17 protein-coding genes are annotated in these 17,349 nt (G+C 62.3%); 9 read left to right on the top strand and 8 right to left on the bottom strand.

The features are described from left to right. Position 1: 1 nt before the first annotated feature. Genes JQ628_RS00480 through JQ628_RS00455 form a run of 6 tightly spaced genes read right to left on the bottom strand, consistent with a single transcriptional unit; the run spans position 2 to position 6,053 of the window. Positions 2-937, bottom strand: coding sequence for an ABC transporter substrate-binding protein (locus tag JQ628_RS00480; protein WP_212217563.1), 936 nt, complete (start codon positions 935-937; stop codon positions 2-4). Between the two features lie 26 nt (positions 938-963). Continuing rightward, the gene (locus JQ628_RS00475) at positions 964-1,782 is read right to left on the bottom strand and encodes an ABC transporter permease (protein ID WP_212217561.1); all 819 of its coding nucleotides are present in this window, start codon (positions 1,780-1,782) and stop codon (positions 964-966) included. An 18-nt stretch (positions 1,783-1,800) separates the two neighbouring features. Continuing rightward, positions 1,801-2,757 carry an ABC transporter substrate-binding protein gene (locus JQ628_RS00470; RefSeq protein ID WP_212217559.1) on the bottom strand — a complete coding sequence of 319 codons (957 nt, stop codon included), beginning with the start codon at positions 2,755-2,757 and terminating at the stop codon, positions 1,801-1,803. Positions 2,758-2,766: 9 nt separating this feature from the next. Beyond that, the gene (locus tag JQ628_RS00465) at positions 2,767-3,537 is read right to left on the bottom strand and encodes an ABC transporter permease (RefSeq protein WP_212217557.1); all 771 of its coding nucleotides are present in this window, start codon (positions 3,535-3,537) and stop codon (positions 2,767-2,769) included. Continuing rightward, positions 3,521-4,321, bottom strand: coding sequence for an ABC transporter ATP-binding protein (locus JQ628_RS00460; protein WP_349627999.1), 801 nt, complete (start codon positions 4,319-4,321; stop codon positions 3,521-3,523). The genes JQ628_RS00465 and JQ628_RS00460 overlap by 17 nt, the downstream gene beginning before the upstream one ends. Before the next feature lie 40 nt (positions 4,322-4,361). Then, positions 4,362-6,053, bottom strand: a complete 1,692-nt coding sequence (locus tag JQ628_RS00455) for an amidohydrolase (protein ID WP_212217555.1) — start codon at positions 6,051-6,053, stop codon at positions 4,362-4,364. 337 nt (positions 6,054-6,390) lie between these two features. Here JQ628_RS00455 and JQ628_RS00450 point away from each other — a divergent pair, with 337 nt between their 5' ends. Both JQ628_RS00450 and JQ628_RS00445 read left to right on the top strand, forming a co-directional pair. Then, on the top strand, positions 6,391-6,801 hold the full coding sequence (locus JQ628_RS00450; protein WP_212217552.1) for a RidA family protein: 411 nt from the start codon (positions 6,391-6,393) through the stop codon (positions 6,799-6,801). Next, a complete protein-coding gene (locus tag JQ628_RS00445; RefSeq protein ID WP_212217550.1) occupies positions 6,801-7,739 on the top strand; it encodes an amidohydrolase family protein in 939 nt (312 codons plus the stop codon). The genes JQ628_RS00450 and JQ628_RS00445 overlap by 1 nt, the downstream gene beginning before the upstream one ends. Before the next feature lie 118 nt (positions 7,740-7,857). Here JQ628_RS00445 and JQ628_RS00440 read toward each other — a convergent pair whose 3' ends face one another. Both JQ628_RS00440 and JQ628_RS00435 read right to left on the bottom strand, forming a co-directional pair. After that, entirely contained in the window at positions 7,858-8,367 is a 510-nt protein-coding gene (locus tag JQ628_RS00440; RefSeq protein WP_249127374.1) for a 3-hydroxyanthranilate 3,4-dioxygenase, read from the bottom strand. Positions 8,368-8,489: 122 nt separating this feature from the next. Then, positions 8,490-9,119, bottom strand: a complete 630-nt coding sequence (locus tag JQ628_RS00435; RefSeq protein ID WP_212217548.1) for a TetR/AcrR family transcriptional regulator — start codon at positions 9,117-9,119, stop codon at positions 8,490-8,492. Between the two features lie 219 nt (positions 9,120-9,338). Here JQ628_RS00435 and JQ628_RS00430 point away from each other — a divergent pair, with 219 nt between their 5' ends. From JQ628_RS00430 to JQ628_RS00400, 7 genes are read left to right on the top strand one after another with little or no spacing between them, the layout of a single operon-like run. Further along, on the top strand, positions 9,339-10,652 hold the full coding sequence (locus JQ628_RS00430; RefSeq protein WP_349627998.1) for a phytoene desaturase family protein: 1,314 nt from the start codon (positions 9,339-9,341) through the stop codon (positions 10,650-10,652). Between the two features lie 6 nt (positions 10,653-10,658). Continuing rightward, on the top strand, positions 10,659-11,513 hold the full coding sequence (locus tag JQ628_RS00425) for an ABC transporter ATP-binding protein (protein WP_249127373.1): 855 nt from the start codon (positions 10,659-10,661) through the stop codon (positions 11,511-11,513). Further along, positions 11,510-12,301 (top strand): ABC transporter ATP-binding protein, encoded by a 792-nt coding sequence (locus JQ628_RS00420; RefSeq protein WP_212217544.1) that lies wholly within the window; start codon positions 11,510-11,512, stop codon positions 12,299-12,301. The genes JQ628_RS00425 and JQ628_RS00420 overlap by 4 nt, the downstream gene beginning before the upstream one ends. Next, positions 12,301-14,232, top strand: coding sequence for an AMP-dependent synthetase/ligase (locus tag JQ628_RS00415; protein ID WP_212217542.1), 1,932 nt, complete (start codon positions 12,301-12,303; stop codon positions 14,230-14,232). Before JQ628_RS00420 ends, JQ628_RS00415 begins: the two co-directional genes overlap by 1 nt. Beyond that, positions 14,232-15,104 carry a branched-chain amino acid ABC transporter permease gene (locus tag JQ628_RS00410; protein ID WP_212217540.1) on the top strand — a complete coding sequence of 291 codons (873 nt, stop codon included), beginning with the start codon at positions 14,232-14,234 and terminating at the stop codon, positions 15,102-15,104. The genes JQ628_RS00415 and JQ628_RS00410 overlap by 1 nt, the downstream gene beginning before the upstream one ends. A gap of 5 nt (positions 15,105-15,109) precedes the next feature. Further along, a complete protein-coding gene (locus JQ628_RS00405; protein ID WP_212217538.1) occupies positions 15,110-16,156 on the top strand; it encodes a branched-chain amino acid ABC transporter permease in 1,047 nt (348 codons plus the stop codon). 30 nt (positions 16,157-16,186) lie between these two features. After that, entirely contained in the window at positions 16,187-17,344 is a 1,158-nt protein-coding gene (locus JQ628_RS00400) for an ABC transporter substrate-binding protein (RefSeq protein WP_212217535.1), read from the top strand. Positions 17,345-17,349 lie beyond the last annotated feature (5 nt).

The raw sequence follows: 17,349 nt of genomic DNA, 5'->3' as shown, positions 1-17,349 counted from the left end.
ATTACTCGGCGTAGATCATTTTCTTCACATCCACGTCCGCTTTCAGTAGCCCTTCCCGCTTCATCAAATCCCTGGTCTTCTCCAGTTCGTCGGCGTCCACCTTCTTCGCGACGGGCTGGAACTTCATCTCCCTGACGACGGCCTCGGGAAGTTTTGTGAATTCGGCCACCAGGCTGAACAGCTCGTCCTTGCCGATATGCGCGTCGAACCATTCATTGCCGCGTTTCAGCGCTTTCAGGAAACGGGCGACCTTGTCCTTGTTGCCTTCGATGAACTTGCGCGTCGCAAGAAACTGCGACGGCTGCACCTTCGGCTGCACTTCCCGATACGGAAAAGAGACGATTTCGAGCGCCGGGTCCTTGCCGGCGGCGATGACGAACACATTGATCTGGAAGGCCGCGTCGATCTGCTTCTGCTTGAGCGCGTCGATCATCTGGGGAAAGGCGACCTCGCGGAACGTTACCTGGGCGGGATCGCCGCCGGTCTTGCGGATCCATTCGCGGACATACAGCCAGATCACGTTCCGGTTGGTGTTGACGGCAACGGTCTTGCCCGCGAGGTCGCGGCCGGTCTTGATGCCCTCGCCCTTGCGCGCGATGACGGCCGTTTCGTCGGCCGCGCCTTCGGGGAACGGGGCCAGCAATTGCACGTCGATGCCTTGCGCAACGGCGGAAAGCGCGGAGACATTGTTGCTGAAGGCGATATCATAGGAGCCTCCGACCAGGCCGGGAATTCCGATTGCGCCGCCGGCGGTCGGGGCAAGATCGATGTTCAGGCCTTCTTCCTTGAAATACCCGTACTTGATGCCGGCATAGAGCGGCGCGAGGACGGATGTCGGAATGACGCTAACGCGAAGCGTTGCCGGCTCGGCCGCCCGGCATGGCACCGAGCATACGATCAATAATGCGCAAACGATGCCACGTGCGACGACAAACATCTTGTCTCCTGCTTCGACCAAACGTGTCAGGTTTTTCCCATCCAGGGGATCAGGCGCGCTTCCAGCACGAGGAACAGCCGGTTGACGGCATAGCCGGTGATGGCGAGGTACATGACGGCCGCATACATCAAATCGGGCCGCAGCGCGTACTGCATCTCGACCAGGTAGTAGCCGATGCCGCTCGAGCCGGCGACCATCTCCGACACCACGGCGACCACCAGCGCAAGGCTTGTGGCCGTGCGCAGGCCGGCAGCGATGGCGGGCAGCGTAGCCGGAAGGACTACCCTCAGCAGCGTTCGCGCCCAACTGGTTCGAAACGTGCGTGCCGTCTGGATCAGCGTGTCATCGACAGTGGCGACGCCGGCAAAGGTGTTGGTGAAGACGGGAAAGAACGTCGCGAGGGAAATCGCAAATATCTTGAGCGCATCATCGACGCCGAGGAACAGGATCAGCGGAGGGATCACCGCCGGCGTCGGAATCGGGCGCACGATCTCGATCAGCGGCAACAGCGCTATGCGGAGCACCTTGCTCTTGCCGAGCAGGATGCCGAGCGCAATGCCGAGGACCGAACCTATCGCATATCCGGTCAGGGCCCTGCGCAAGGTCGCCGCGAGCGACACCAGAATGTCGCCTCCCCCGAGCTGCGAAATCGCAGCCCACAGGATCTTCGTCACCGGCGGCCAGTAGGCGCTGACGATCCAGCCGAGCCGCGATGAGACTTCCCAGAACAGCAAGATGGCGGCGATCAGAAGCACGCCGTATAGGCGCGGTCCCAGCCGCCGCCGGATCGATCCGGCGGCGCTCGGTTTTGACGAGGCGCCCTCCAATGTGCCTACCACCGACATCCCTTGGCGTTCCGTTCCTCAGAGCGCGATTGGATCGATGATTTTCGAGAGATCAAGCGGTCCGGGGAGAAGCTTGTTCTCGATCATCAGCTCCATCGTCTTCTTCACCTGTGGAAGATCGGTATGGAGCGGCATGGCCGGCAGCGCGATCGATTTCAGGATCGAGGCGTCCGTCTTGGTGTAGCCGCTGATCATGGTGAGAAGCGCGTCGCTGCTCGGGTTGGCGTTGAACCATTCAACCCCCTTGCGCAAACCCGCGACAAACTTCTTGATCGTCTCCGGTTTCGCCGACAACAGTTTACCGGTCGTGATGTACTGCCCAACATCGACGCCGAGCTGGATGTCCGAATAGGGATTGGCAATCGCCGTCAGGCCCGGCTTCTGGCGGGACACGATGGAAAACGGCGCCACCAGAAAGGAAGCATCGACCCGCCCCTGGCGCAGCGCGTCCTCGACCTGCGGGAACGGAATCTCCTTGAAGGTGACCTTGTCCGGATCGCCGCCGGTCGCCTTGATCCAGGCCCGTGCATAGAGCCAGATCACGTTGTTGCGCGTGTTGACGGAGATGCTCTTGCCTTCGAGATCCTTGCCGTTCTTGATACCGGAATCGCTTCTGACGAGAATCGGCGTGGTGTCGGTGTCCCGGGCCGACACCTTGGTGCCCGGCGCGATGACCTTGACGTCGAGGCCCTGCTGGGACGCCAGCAGCACCGAGACGACATTGCCGTAGACGATGTCGAAGCTGCCACCGATCAGGCCGGGTATGCCGGCCGCGCCGCCCGCCGACGGCGTGGTGTCGATCTCCAACCCGAGATCGCGGAAATAGCCGTTCTGAATGGCGACGAACAGCGGCGCCACGTCGTTGATGGGGATGATGCTGACGCGTAACTTTTCGAGGTCAGCCGCAGTTGCACGTTGCGGTGACAGGACGAAAAATCCCAGCACAGCCAAACCGATCATGAACGCCTTACGCATGTAGCCCTCCTAGGTTTTGCCCCGCCACGGCACCAGGGTCCTCTCGATGAGATCGAAAAGCATCATCAACCCGCCGCCCAGCGCGACCAGGACAAAGATCCAGGCGAACATCTCGCGGATCTGGAACGCGCGCTGAAGGTCGAGGATACGAAAACCAATGCCGTCCTCGCCAGCGAGCATTTCGGCGAGAATGACAAGAACAAGACCGAGGCCTAGCGCCACCCGCATGCCTGCAAGGATCATCGGCAGCGAAGCCGGAAGGATGATCGAGAAGATGGTGCGCATCCGGGAAACCTGGAAGGTTCGCGCGGTTTCCAGCAGTACGGGATCGAGCCCGCGCACGCCCTGGAACGTGCTGATCAGCACGGGAAACACGGCGGCCAGCACGACCACCGTGATCATGGTGGTCTTGCCGATGCCGAGGAACAGGAAAAGGACCGGCACCAGCGCGGATTTCGGGATCGGGCGCAGGATCTCCACCAGCGGTTCGAGAAGCCCGTAAAGGGTTTCCGAAGTCGCCATCGCCACTCCGATGGCGATGCCGAGAATGCTGGCGATCGCATAACCGACAACGAACAACGCGATGGTGTACAGCAGCGGCGGAAACACCGCGCCGTCGGCGACAAGTTCGACCAGCGACCAGACGATCTGCGAAGGCCGCGGCAGCAGGATCGGATTGATCCAGCCCAGCGCGCCCGCGGATTCCCAGACCGACAGCACGATCGCCGGCGACAGCAATCCGAGAAGGCTGGTGCGATAGACCTCAGACCGCTGCGACATGAGCGGGGTTCCTGGCCAGCAGCAAACTGGTGAGATGATGGCGAAGCTTCAGGAAGCGCGGATCCTCGCGCGTGGTGAGCTGATCCCGCGGCCGCGGCAGGCCGACGTCGATGATCTCCTTCAGCGCGGTCGGCTTGGCGCCGAGTACGGCAACACGATCGGCCAGGAAGATCGCCTCCTCCACATCGTGCGTTACCAGGATCGCGGTGAATTTCCGGCGCTCCCAGAGCTGTAGCACCAGCGACTGCAATTCCATCCTGGTGAGCGCGTCCACCGCACTGAAGGGTTCGTCGAGCAGGAGAACCTGGGGATCGGCAGCCAGCGCGCGCGCGATGGCAACGCGCTGCTGCATGCCGCCGGATAGTTGCCAGGGATAGCTGTCCTCGAAGCCCGAGAGCCCCACTTGCTTGAGATAATCCCTGCACTTCTCGCGCAACTCATTGCGCTGGCTGCGCGGCGCGGCTTCGAGCGGAAACATCACATTGTCGATCACCGTGCGCCACGCAAACAGCGACTTGGCGTATTGCTGGAACAGGTAGACCACTCCGGGCGGCGGATCGAACACCGGCTTGCCATCGAGCAGAACCCTACCCCTGGTGGGAGGCATCAGGCCGGCGGCCATCTTCAGGAGGGTCGACTTGCCGCAGCCGGACGGACCGACGATCGCAAGGAATTCGGAAGGCGAGGCTTCGAGGGTGATGTCGTCGAAGGCAACGAAGCCGGTATCGCTGCCGGGCGCCTCGAAGATTTTCGTAACGTGATCGAATCCAAGCCTCTCGCTCACTGTCCCTTCCTTCCGGATGCCCGTCTCCGAATTCGAGCTGCTACTTGCCTGCCCTGCGCTCGAAGACGGTATTGCCTTCGACAATGGTTCTGACGGCGACGATATCCTTGATCGCTTCCTCCGGCACCGTCAGGATGTCGTCGGAGATAACCGTCATATCGGCATACTTGCCGGGCTCGATCGTGCCGGTCTTTTCCTCGGCGAAGGAATAGCGCGATGCCGAGCTCGTATAGAGCCGGATGGCTTCCTCGCGCGTAATCCGCTCACCGGCGCCGAAGACATCGCCGTTCTTGTCCTTGCGCGTCACCATGACGTACATGTTGACGAAGGGATTGACGAGATTGATCGGATAATCTGTGCCTTGCGCGACCGCGTCCAGTCCCATCACGTCGATCATCGTCCGCATCGGGAAGGCGCGGTCGGCGGTCTCTTTGCCAAGGAAGCGCGCGACGGTGGCGGCCTTGTCCCACAGGAACGACGTCTGCGCATCAACCCGCACGTCCAGCTTTCGCGCGCGCTCCATCTGATCGCGGCGCATCAGGCTGCCGTGGATGACGATGAAGCGGCGGCCCTTGATGGATCGCTCGGCATCCGCCAGTTCATAGGCGTCGAGCACGGTATCGATCGCGGCATCGCCGACCGCGTGAACGCCAACCCGCCAGCCATACCTGTTGGCGGTGGCGACCAGCGCATTGAAGCGGGCCGGCTCGATCACGATCGTGCCCTTGTAGTTGCGATCGTCAGGGTAACCGTCGCGCATGGCGGCCGTGCGCAGCGTCATGCCGCCGTCGATCTGAAGCTTGACTCCCGAATAGCTCAACCAATCATCGCCGAAATCCGACGCCACCCCGATCCGCGAGAAGAACAGCTCCCATTCGTCGAGTGTCATGCTCGGGTTGAGGCCGCCGGTCGGCGCATACATCGCGCTGATGCGCAAGGTTGCCTGCCCGCGCTGGCGCACACGCTGATGCGCCCGCAAGGTGGCCGGATCGACCGCGGCGCTGATCGCCGATGTCAGGCCGAACTCGTTGAAATATTGCATCGCGTATTTCAACTGATCGTCCTGCTCGTCCTCCGACCAGGCCGGCAGCAGATTGTGAACGAGGTCTTCCGCCGCTTCCTCGAGCGTGCCGTTGCATTCGCCGGTCGTCTTGTCGCGATGGATGATGCCGCCGTCCGGATCGGGCGTGTCCTTGGTGATGCCCGCCAGCGCCAGCGCTTCCGAGTTCACAAGCGTGAAATGGCCGATCGGCAGGCACACCGGATTGTTGGGCGCCGCGCGATCCAGTTCCTCGCGGGTGAGAAAGCGCTTTTCGGCAAGCTGCGAGATGGGGTGCCATTGGCCGCCGCGAATCCAGCGCCCCTTCGGCATTTGCGCCGCGTGTTCGGATATACGGGCCAGCGCCTGCGCTACCGTGCTGACATCATTGAGCTGAACCGTATGTTTCAGCAGCCCTGCCCGCTCGACATGCGCGTGCGTGTCGATCAGGCCGGGAAGCACTGTTGCGCCGTTGAGATCGACGATGGTGGTCGAGGGTCCCGCCATCGACCTGATGTCTTCGGCCGAGCCGACCGCGAGGAAACGTCCGCCGCGCACGGCGACCGCATTCGCAACGCTGAACGAGACGTCGGCCGTGATGAATTTGCCGTTGATGAAGATGGCGTCGGGATGCCCGGATGAAATGCTCTCGCTTGCCCGCAAGCTGGCAGATCTCGAGTCCCGTGAACTCATACTGCACTCCCATCGCAGGCGGACAACAATGTTCGCCTATTGAACAATCGTTCGTGATTATTCAATTTGTAAGCGTTCAAAATTTGAATGTCAAAGGCAAGCGTTGCCGCGGTTCTCGAGATCGAAATGAGAGATTGCCATGCGTTTTGTTTGCTCGCATGGCGCGACGAAACACTTCGAAGTTTGCAAGAAGACCGCACTTCGAACATTCAGGCAATCGCAAGAACACGCGTTTCAGGCGAACTCGTTGTTTGCCTGCTTCTTGCATTTGCGCAATTTGCAGCGATTGTAGGCAATGCGCCTATAACGCGTGCGAAGTTCAAACTTGAGAGGCACGATGCCAAAGAAAATCATAACATCCAGCGCAGCGCCGGTGACCGGCTTTACCGACCGATCCACGCCGTCGCCGATCGTCCAGGCCATCCGCTTCGGCAACATGCTTTTCGTATCCGGACAGGGCCCGCTCGATCCGGAGACGAAACAGGTCGTCGAGGGCGGCATCGAGGTCCAGGCGCGGCGCACGCTGGCCAATCTGCGCAACGTTCTTGCCGCCGCGGGCGCCGATTTCTCGAACGTCGTCAATATGCGCGTCATTCTCCGCGACGTCGGGGATTTCAAGCAGTTCAACGAGGTCTTCCGTCAGGAGATCGGCGAAGAGAAAACGACGCGGACCTGCGTCGGCGGGACGCCGCACCGCGACGGCGTCAACGTGGAAATCGATTGCGTCGCAATGTTCGATCATTCCTGATGCGCGTCATCGATACCCATCACCATTTCCTGCCGCCACGCTATGTCGACCGCGTCGGCGAGGATGCGATTGCGGGCCTGCTGGTGTCCGGCAAAATTCCGCAATGGAGCGCCGAACAGTCGATCGAGGCGATGGACCGCGCTTCCGTCGAACTTGCGGTCCTCTCGCTCTCCTCCCCCGGCCTCTGCACATTAGCGCCGGACGAACGTGCCGCGTTGGCGCGTCATTGCAACGAATATGCGGCGAGGCTGATGCAAGACCATCCGCGCCGCTTCGGCTCGTTCGCAACGCTGCCGCTGCCGGACGTCGATGCGAGCCTTGGCGAGATCGACCACTGCCTCGGCGACCTGTCTTGCGATGGCTTCTGCCTGCTGACCAATTACGCCGGGCGCTATCTTGGCGAAGCCGACTTCACACCCGTGCTGGAGGAATTGAACCGGCGCTCCGCCATCGTCTTCGTTCATCCGGCGATGCCGGAACCGCAGGCGGCAAGCCTCGGATTGCCGGCCGCCTCGCTGGAGTTTCCGTTCGACACGACGCGGACCATCGCGGGCATGCTTTTCAACGGCACATTCGCCCGCTACCGCAACATCCGGTTCCTGTTCTCGCATGCCGGAGGCACGATTCCCTTCCTCGCGGCGAGACTGGCGCGGCTGGAATCGCAGGAGCGCTTCAAGAGGAACGTGCCGGACGGCGTCATCGCCGAACTCAAGCGGCTCTACTTCGATGTCGCGCTCTCGGTGGACTCCTACACCCTGCCCGGCCTGCTGCGTTTTGCTGCGGCCGATCATGTCGTTTTCGGCAGCGACTATCCGCATGCCGGCCCTGTCATCATCGACAACGCCCTGAAGTCGCTCGGCGCGCACGAAGTCGGGCCCGACACGCTGGCTGCGATCACGCGCGCCAATGCGATCGGTCTGCTCGGTGCACGCGGCTGACCGCCGGTCTGGATCATGATGCGATTACAAGGAATCGCATCATAACCTCATCTCCTTGTTTGAGCATGATCTTTTCGGAAAACCGGTTTCCACTTTTCCGGATCATGCTCTACCGGTCTTACGGCTTCGGCATCACGTTGCCGCAGGACGAGCAGGTGCGGGCCTTCTCGTTCTCGAAGAAATTCCGGTACGCCTGCGAGACCGGATCGGCGCGATAGTCGGATACGACGAACTCTTCCTCGTGCAGGAAGTGATCGCATTTCGGGCAGAACCACTGAAACTTGTCTATCTCGTTCTGGCGGCGCCCGCGCTCCACGATCAGCGCAAAGGCGTCGGGGGGAAAACGCGGCGAATGCGGCGTGCCCGCCGGCATGAAATTGACCGAGCCTTCCGGGATCACGACGATCTCTTCCTTGCCCTCCGGCGTGCGGTAATGAAGGTTCATCGTACCCTTGATCATGTACGTGAACTCATCACTGTCGTTGATGTGGAACTCGCTGCGGTATTCGCGGCCCCTCGCCACGAATGCGAGCGACTCCGGCTCCTGCCACAAGACCTCGACGCGCTTTTGCGTGTCGCGCAGCCGGTTGGTGACTTCTTCAAGCTTGACCAGAGGTGGCGGAAACATGATTGCGACTTTCGCTCGTTGCCCGAAGCGCGCAATCTATGCCGAATTATCCGGCCCGGTCGACCGGAAAATGCCGATCGAGCGAAGCAGCCGATCGGATCGGCGCCTGCGATGCGGGAAATTCACGCGTGCTGCTTGCGGGCGGGCGCCGCTTTTGCGGCCGGTGCCGTAAAACCATACAGGAACTGGTCGACCACCATGTCCGCAAACTCCTGAGGCGCGATGTCGCCCTTGGGATCGTACCAAGTGTGGCTGAAGTTGAGCATGCCGAACAGCATCATGGTGTAGACCTTCTTCGAGCGCTTGACGATCCTGCCCTCGGTATCGAGCCGGATCAGCAGGTCCGACACGGTATCGACGAGTTGGCGTTGCAGCGCCTTGACGGCTGTCTGCTCAGCTTCGCTCAGGAACGTCAGATCGTTCAGGATCAGGCGCTGTTCGTTGGACGAACGCGCGTTGAGTTCGACGATGGCACGGATCGCGGCGCGGAAGCGGTCGAGATTATTCGTTTGCCGCGCCATCGCCGTTTCGACGTCGGCGATCATCCGGCGCACATGCGCGTCGAGAATCGCGCACAGGATCGCTTCCTTGGAATCGAAATAGTGGTACAGCGCGCCGCGCGAGATCTGGCAGGCATCGGCAAGATCGGCGATGGACGCGCGCATATATCCTTGCTGCGCGAACAGCGCGCAGGCCGCATTCAATATCCCCTGCTGGATATCGTCGTAGTTTTCAGAGCGCGTGCGCGCCATACGGACCTCTCATGACCGGCCGTCTGCAAGGACGCCCGAATCTCTTCGCCGCTTCACTATCATACCGCCCGGCCCGCGCCCGTCCTTGATCCAGCTCAGTTGCCAAGAACCGTTCAAAAAATTATTTGAACGGCCGGTCGGATTATAATATCATCCTTCCGAACCAACAAGCCAGTGGCACGCCCGGGACCAACCGGCGGCTCACGGGGAGGAGTATCTGTGACCGAGCAACGGGTGGATGCTGTCGTGATCGGTGCCGGCGCCGGCGGGCTTTGCGCCGCGGCGCGGCTGGCGCATGCCGGGTTGCATACGCTTGTCGTCGACGACAAAAGGCGGATCGGCGGCCGCGCCTCGACCGAGGAAATCGACGGCTTCAAGGTCAATATCGGCGCAATCGCCATCGAATTCGGCGGCGTCTTTGAGGAGACGTTCCACACCGTCGGCGCTCCCCTCAACATCCGCGCGCCGGAGCCGGCAAGTTCCTTCTTCATCGACGGCAAGCTGGTGGATGTCGGCCGCGGCGGCTGGTCCCTGCTGCTCGGGCAACTGACAAAACAGGCCGCGCGCATCCTGGAAAAATTCGCGGACGCTCGCTCCGGCAATCTGCCGGATGGACGACAGTCGACCGAGGACTGGCTGAAGGCCTACACCAGCAATGCCACGGTGCACGCCCTCTTCCGCAATCTCTGCGCGGCGATCTTCGCCTGCAATGCCAATGAATTGCCGGCGCGGGCGTTTCTCACCTATTTCACCGGCAAGGGCGCGTTCAAACGCTTTGGCTTTTGTCCCGAAGGGACGATCGGGGTCTGGAATTCGCTGGCGTCCGTCATCCGGCGCAATGGCGACATCTGGCTCGAAACGCCGGCGGTGAAAATTCACAGCGCTGACGGCCGTGTCGAAGGCGTCACCGTGCACCGCGACGGCAACGAAATCAGGATCGATACCGACCTGGTCATCAGCAATGCCGGCCCCAAGGCCACCGTTGCGCTTGGCGGCGAAGCTGCGTTTCCGCCCGCCTATGTCAAGCAGGTCCGCCGCGACCTCCGCCCGGCCGCCAACATCGTCATCAATATCGCCAGCCGCGAGCCGCTGATCGCTCACCCCGGCATCGTCACCTTCGGCAAGACGCGGCGGCTCTGCAACATGGCCAATCTGTCGGCCACCTGCCCCGAGCTCGCGCCACCGGGCTGGAATCTCTATGTCGCCTACGCCGTGCCGGTGCCCGCGCTCGGCGACTTCGATTCGGATGCGGAAGTGGCGCTGGCGCTGGAAGATCTGCGCGAGCAGTTTCCGAATTTTGGCCAGGCCAAAATCCTTTCCACCCGCGTGATGCGCGACGACTGGCCGGCGCAGCGAAGCTGTGCGGGTTACGACCTGCCGCGCGAGACCGGGATCGAGGGCCTGTGGTGCGTCGGCGATGCCGTCAAGCAGTACGGCAATGGCGGCACGCAAGCTTGCGCCGAGACCGCCAAACTCGTCACCGATGCGATCCTCGCCAGCCGGCCGCGCTTGCCGCAGCCGAATCGGGCTTGAAGCGCGATGCCGACGACGATCCCCGCGCAGGCGCCGGTGCCGCCCACTCATGCAAGACCCGACGGATCGATCCTGCTCGAATTCCGCAACATCCGTATTGTCTACGATAGTGCGATCGAGGCGATCCGCGACGTCAGCATCGCCGTTCCCGAAGGCGGCATCGTCGCGCTGCTCGGCTCCAACGGCGCCGGCAAATCGACGCTGCTCAAGGCAATGTCCGGCATCCTCCATACCGAAGAAGGCGAAGTCGAGAACGGCTCGATCCGCTTCCGCGACGAGGAAGTGCATCATCTTCCGCCCGATGAACTGGTGCGCCGCGGCATCGTGCAGGTGCCGGAGGGCCGGCGCGTGTTTCCCGCGCTCACCATCGAAGAGAATTTGCAGATGGGCGGCTATACCAAAACCAGGGCCGAGGCGCGCGAACGCCGCGACAAGGTGTTTGCGCTGTTCCCGCGCCTGTTCGAGCGGCGCGACCAGATCGCGGGTTACATGTCCGGCGGCGAGCAGCAGATGCTGGCGATCGGCCGCGCGCTGATGACCGATCCCGTGCTGCTTGCGCTCGACGAACCCTCGCTCGGCCTCGCGCCGCTGATCATCGACCGCATCTATGAGGTGATCGTGCGCCTGCGCAGCGAGATGAAGATGACCGTGCTGCTGGTCGAGCAGAACGCGCAGCGCGCGCTCGATATCGCGGACTACGGCTACATCCTGGAAACCGGCCGCGTGGTACTCGACGGCACCGCGAAAAAGCTCACCGCCAATGAGGACGTGCAGGAATTCTATCTCGGCGTTTCCTCCTCGGGCCGCAAGAGCCTGCGTGACGTCAAACACTACAAGCGGCGCAAGAGGTGGCTGTCGTGACTGTTCTTCTCACCGTCGAAAACCTCGGCAAGCGCTTTGGCGGACTCCAGGCAGTCGCCGATGTCAGCCTGAGCGTGGCGCGAGGTGAGATCTGTAGCGTGATCGGCCCGAACGGCGCCGGCAAGACCACGCTGTTCAACATGATATCGGGCGTGCTGAGGCCTAGCGGCGGCCGCATCGTGTTCGACGGCACCGATCTCTCGATGGTCTCGCCCTGGCGTTTTGCCGCGCTCGGCATCGGCCGCACTTTTCAGAATCTCGCGCTGTTCAAGCACGGCACCGTGGTCGAGAACATTCTGACCGGCCGCCACACCCATCTGCGCTCGGGCGTGCTGGATGCCGTGCTGTTCATCGGCCGCACCAGGCGCGAGGAGATCGCGGCGCGCCAGCGCGTCGAGCACATCATCGAATTCCTCGAGATCGAGCACATCAGAGACGCCATCGTCGGCACGCTCTCCTATGGACAGCAGAAGCGCGTCGAGCTGGCACGCGCGCTCGCCTGCGAGCCGAAGCTGCTGCTGCTCGACGAGATGGTTTCCGGCATGAACCAGGAGGAAACCGAAGACATCGCACGCTTCGTGCTCGATATCCGCGACGAACTCGGCATCACCGTGCTGATGATCGAGCACGAGATGCGGATCGTGATGGATATTTCCGACCGCGTGCATGTGCTCAATTTCGGCCGCAAGATCGCGGAAGGCACGCCGCAAGAAGTACGCCAAAATCCGGCGGTGGCGGAAGCCTATCTCGGCGGCCACCGCAGCGATGCCGCAAAGGCGAGCGCCTGATGTCCGCCATCGACACCATGCGCACGGCGCAGCCATCGGTCGCGAGCCCGGCGAGAGCGGCGCAGGATGCAGGCGCGGCTTCGCTTCGCACAGCCTTGCAGAATTCGTCCATCACCATTCCGCAATTGCTGCGCCAGCGCGCCGCCATGCACGGCGACAGGCTGGCGCTGCGCGAAAAGGAATACGGCATCTGGAATCCCCATTCCTGGCGACATTATTATGAGACGGCGCGCGCCGTCGCGCTGGGGCTGATGTCGCTTGGCATCAAGCCGGGCGACCGCGTCGCGATCGCTGGCGAAAATACCCCGGAATGGTTTTATGCCGACCTTGGCACCCAGATGATCGGTGCCGTCGCGGTCGGCATCTATCCGACCAATCCATGGCCCGAGCTGCAATATATCGTCCGGCATTCCGGCTCGCGCGTGGTCATCACCGGTGACCAGGAGCAGACCGACAAGGTGTTCGATGCTATCAGCCACAATGAGGGCCTGCCGGCACTGGAAGCCATCGTTTGCATCGACATGAAGGGCTTGCGCAACTATCGCCAGTCGCAATTGATGTCGTTCGAAAAGCTCTGCGAACGCGGCCGCGCCTTTGCGCGGGACAATCCCGATGTGGAAGCCACGCTCGACCGGCTGATTTCGCAAGGTGCACCCGACGACGTCTGCATCCTCGTCTACACCTCCGGCACGACCGGGCCGCCGAAGGGCGCGATGCTCACCCACCGCAATCTCGTTTATGCGGCATGGACCTATGCCGAGATGGTCGGGATATCCGACAAACCGTTCGAGGCGGTAAGCTATCTGCCGCTCTGCCATGTCGCGGAGCGCTGCTACGGCGCCGTAACGCAGCTCGTGCTGGGCGGCACCGTCAGCTTTGCCGAATCGATCGACACCGTTGCGCTCAACATCCGCGAGATCGCGCCGACCTTCTTTGTCGGCGTGCCGCGCATCTACGAAAAACTGCAGCAGGGTTTTCTGTTCCGGCTCGGCGAAAGCGGCAGGCTGCGCCAGTGGTTCACCAGAAAATGCCTCGCCTGGGGCCGCACCCTGTCGGACCGCCGGCAGGATGGCAGCGGACAATGGTTCGACGCCCTCGCCTATGCCCTGCTCTACCTCGCCATGTTCCGCAACATGCAGCGGCATCTCGGCTTTGCCTACAGCCGGCACCGGCTCTGCGCCGGCGCATCGATCTCACCGGAGACGCTGCGCTTCTTCGACATCATCGGCCGGCCGGTGTCGCAAGGTTACGGCCTCACCGAAAGCGGCGGCGTCGCGTTCATCCAGATCGAAGGTCACCACCGCATCGGCGGTTGCGGCCTACCGATGCCGCTGACCGAATGGAAGCTCGACACCGACGGCGAGATACTCCTGAAGAATCCCGGCGTATTCAAAGGCTATTTCCTCGACGAGAAGGCCTCCACCGCCTCGCTCGAAATCGGCGGATGGCTGCGCACCGGCGACATCGTCGAGGTGCTGGACAACGGCGAGATCGCGGTGATCGACCGCAAGAAGGCGATCATCATCACCGCCGGCGGCAAGAACATCGCGCCTTCGGAGATCGAGAACGCACTGAAGGATTCCGAGTTCATCAAGGAAGCGATCGTGGTCGGCGAGGCCAAAAAGTATCTCGGCGCGATCGTTCAGGTCGATTACGACAATGTCGGCCGCTGGGCCCGCGACAAGGCGCTCGCCTACACCAACTACAAGTCGCTGTCGCAATTGCCCGAGGTGCACGAACTGGTCGAGCGCATCGTGAACGAGACCAACAAGCGCTTTGCCCGGGTCGAGAACATCAGGCGCTTTGCGATCCTTGAAAAAGAACTCGACCACGATGACGGCGAGCTGACGGCCACCCAAAAGGTCCGGCGCGCCCTGATCGAGAAGAAGTTCGCGCGCGAGCTTGCGATCATCTATCCGGCGGAGGGCTGATGCAATATCTCACCCAGCTCCTGATCTCGGGCCTTGCGATCGGCGCCATCTACGGCCTGATCGCGATGGGATTTGCCGTGATCTACAAATCCACCGGCCTCGTCAATTTCGCGCAGGGCGAAATGACCATGATCGTGGCCTATATCGCCTGGACCATCTCGACCACGGTCAGCGGCAACCTCTTCGTCGTCGCCATCGGCGCGATCGTCGCCGCTGTCATCCTGGGCCTCCTGATCGAGCGGGTCGTGATGCGGCCGATGCTGGGTGAGCCGGTATTCGCCACCGTGATGGTGACGATCGGGCTCGCGGTGATCCTGCGCTCCTCCATCAACTTCATCTGGGACGCCTATCCGCACGGTCTCGACGTCGGCTTCGGCCGCAACATCGTCCGCGTCGGCAACATCGGCGTGCGTACCGGACAGATCGCCGTCATTGCTACCCTGCTGGTGCTGCTGGCCGCGATCTGGGCGTTCTTCCGCTACAGCAAGTTCGGTGTTGCGATGCGCGCCGTCGCATCCGACGACCGCACTGCCCTGCTGATGGGCATCAGCGCGCCGCGGGTTCACGCCGCGGCCTGGGCGGCCTCCTCCGTCATTGCGGGCATCGCCGGTGTGTTCTTCGCGATCTCCTATGACCTGTCGCCGGCGATGTTCCAGCTTGGCCTGAAATCCTTCCCGGCCACCATCCTCGGCGGGCTCGACGCCGTGCTCGGATCGGGCGTCGGCGGGCTGCTGATCGGGATCACCGAGAACCTCGCCGGCGGCTATCTCGGCTCCGGCATGAAGGAGGTCGCGGGCTTTCTGATGATCATCGTGGTGCTGATGATCCGGCCCTTCGGCATTTTCGGCGAACGCGACATCGAAAGGGTCTAGGGCAGATGCGCACCGGCGATTACAAGCAAACCTATGGCGAACTCGTTGCGCTGGTGGATTCCCCGCCGGTCTGGCTGTGGTCGGCGGTAGCCGTCGCCGCCCTGATCGTCGCGCCCTATGCACTGAACGCCTACGCGCTCTCCTTCGTGACGATCATCCTGATCACCGTGGTCGGAACGCTGGGCCTCAACATCCTCACCGGCTACACCGGGCTGATCTCGCTCGGCCATGTCGGATTTCTCGTCACCGGCGCCTATGGCTACGCGGTGCTGGTTTCGAAGTATCAGATGCATCCGCTGGTCGGCTTCCTCGGGGCCGGCGTGGTGCCGGCGATCGCCAGCCTGATCGTCGGCGCGCCGTCGCTGCGACTGAAGGGCCTTTACCTCGCCATCACGACGCTGGCGTTCTCCTTCATCATCAACACCGTGATCCTGGAAGCGCGCACACTCACCAACGGCGCCCGCGGCATCCCCGTGCAGCGTCCCGAAATCTTCGGCATCAGTTTTGACAGCGATACGGCCTTCACCTGGCTCTGCCTTGGCGTTGCCATCCTTACGCTGTTCGCCACGCTCAACATTCGCCGCAGCAGGGTCGGCCGCGCTTTTGTCGCGATTCGCGACAACGACACCGCCGCCCGCGTCATGGGCATCAACCTGCATGCCTACAAGCTGCTGGCCTTCGTCACCTCCGCCTTCATCACCGGCATTTCGGGTGCGCTCTACGGCATTTATCTCTCCTTCGTCAGCGTCGAGGGCTTTCCGTTCCTGCTCTCGATCGAGGCGCTGGCGATCCTGATCGTCGGCGGGCTCGGCTCGGCGCTCGGCACGGTGCTCGGCACCGTGCTGATCGTACTGCTTCCGGAAGCCACACGCCTCGTCTTCAGCCTGTTCAGCGCGCAGATGGACGCGCTGTTCTCCACCGGGGCGCAGGAGCTGAAGAGCATGCTCTACGGCCTCGTCATCATCCTGTTCCTGCGCTTCCAGCCGCGCGGGCTGGTCGGCCTCTGGCACGATATCCGGCGGACATGGGTGCACTGGCCGCTGCGCTACTGATCAACGACACAACACAAGGGAGGAAGGGGAATGAAAAAATATCTGACCACCGCTTCGCTATTGTTCGCCAGCGCCCTGCTCGTCGGCGGCCCGGCGCTCGCACAGCAGGGCATCACCGACACCGAGATCGTGATCGGCGACGTCGAGCCGCTCACGGGACCGCCGGCCCTGCTCGGCGTTGCCGCCTCGATCGGCCACAAGATCGCAATCGCGGAAGCCAACAGCGCCGGCGGCATCAACGGCCGCAAGATCAAATATGTGCTGGAAGACGACGGCTATGTCACCGCGCGCACCATCCAGGGCGCCAAGAAGGTGATCGAGGTCGACAAGGCTTTTGCGATGCTCGGCATGTCCGGTTCCGGCCAGTCGATCGCTGTCATGCCGGTGCTGGAGAAATCCGGCATTCCCACCGTGATCGACGTCGCGCCGGTGAAATTTCTCTGGGAGCCGGCGCGCAAGAACGTATTCGTGGTCGGCCAGTCCTATGAGGAGGGCATCATCCACCTCGTCAACTACCTCGCCGAGAAGAACCCCGGCAAGAAGTGGGGCCTGATCACCCAGGACGACGATTACGGCATCACCGTGCGCGACGGTTTTGACAGCGTCGTCAAGGCGAAGAAGCTGAACGTCGTCTACAGCGGCAATTACAAGAAGGGCCAGCAGGACTTTTCATCCGACATGCTACAGCTCAAGGATTCCGGCGCGGAAGTGTTCCTGGCCGGCGGCATCATCGCGGAGAACATCGCGATGATGAAGGAGCTGGAAAAACTGAACGTCAAGCCGGTCACCGGCATCTTCTGGCCCGGCCGCATCGAGCCGGTGCTGAAGCTGATGGGACCTGCCGGCGACGGCATCTACGCGGTCGACTATGTCGAGCCGTTCGCGGGTGAAGCGGGCAAGGCGTTCCTGGAAAAGGCCAAGCCGCTGGTGTCGGAAGCCGAGCTCAAGGGCATCAACCGCTACACCATGACCGGCTATGCCGCCGCAAAGGTGCTGATCGCGGCGATCGAGCGCTGCGGCAAGCGGCCGACCTGGGCCTGCACCATCTCCGAGCTGGAGAATACCAAGAATGTCGAGACCGGCGTGATGGCGCCGATCAGCTTCGGCCCGGGCGTGCGCTTCTCGAACCAGAAGCTCCAGATCATGCAGGCCGATGCGGCAACGCTGAGCTTCAAGCCGGTGAAGTAAGCGGC

Origin of the sequence: Bradyrhizobium lablabi, from assembly GCF_018129385.1 — a bacterium.
GTDB classification, from domain to species: Bacteria; Pseudomonadota; Alphaproteobacteria; order Rhizobiales; family Xanthobacteraceae; genus Bradyrhizobium; species Bradyrhizobium lablabi_C.
This window is presented reverse-complemented; position numbering and strand designations above follow the sequence as displayed.

Excerpts from the sequence above, each read along its gene's own strand:
- JQ628_RS00470 (WP_212217559.1), bottom strand. The coding sequence starts at position 2,757 with ATGCGTAAGGCGTTCATGATCGGTTTGGCTGTGCTGGGATTTTTCGTC.
- JQ628_RS00425 (WP_249127373.1), top strand. The coding sequence starts at position 10,659 with ATGCCGACGACGATCCCCGCGCAGGCGCCGGTGCCGCCCACTCATGCA.
- JQ628_RS00440 (WP_249127374.1), bottom strand. The coding sequence starts at position 8,367 with ATGTTTCCGCCACCTCTGGTCAAGCTTGAAGAAGTCACCAACCGGCTG.
- JQ628_RS00480 (WP_212217563.1), bottom strand. The coding sequence starts at position 937 with ATGTTTGTCGTCGCACGTGGCATCGTTTGCGCATTATTGATCGTATGC.
- JQ628_RS00400 (WP_212217535.1), top strand. The coding sequence starts at position 16,187 with ATGAAAAAATATCTGACCACCGCTTCGCTATTGTTCGCCAGCGCCCTG.
- JQ628_RS00435 (WP_212217548.1), bottom strand. The coding sequence starts at position 9,119 with ATGGCGCGCACGCGCTCTGAAAACTACGACGATATCCAGCAGGGGATA.
- JQ628_RS00450 (WP_212217552.1), top strand. The coding sequence starts at position 6,391 with ATGCCAAAGAAAATCATAACATCCAGCGCAGCGCCGGTGACCGGCTTT.
- JQ628_RS00445 (WP_212217550.1), top strand. The coding sequence starts at position 6,801 with ATGCGCGTCATCGATACCCATCACCATTTCCTGCCGCCACGCTATGTC.
- JQ628_RS00455 (WP_212217555.1), bottom strand. The coding sequence starts at position 6,053 with ATGAGTTCACGGGACTCGAGATCTGCCAGCTTGCGGGCAAGCGAGAGC.
- JQ628_RS00410 (WP_212217540.1), top strand. The coding sequence starts at position 14,232 with ATGCAATATCTCACCCAGCTCCTGATCTCGGGCCTTGCGATCGGCGCC.
- JQ628_RS00415 (WP_212217542.1), top strand. The coding sequence starts at position 12,301 with ATGTCCGCCATCGACACCATGCGCACGGCGCAGCCATCGGTCGCGAGC.
- JQ628_RS00475 (WP_212217561.1), bottom strand. The coding sequence starts at position 1,782 with ATGTCGGTGGTAGGCACATTGGAGGGCGCCTCGTCAAAACCGAGCGCC.
- JQ628_RS00405 (WP_212217538.1), top strand. The coding sequence starts at position 15,110 with ATGCGCACCGGCGATTACAAGCAAACCTATGGCGAACTCGTTGCGCTG.
- JQ628_RS00465 (WP_212217557.1), bottom strand. The coding sequence starts at position 3,537 with ATGTCGCAGCGGTCTGAGGTCTATCGCACCAGCCTTCTCGGATTGCTG.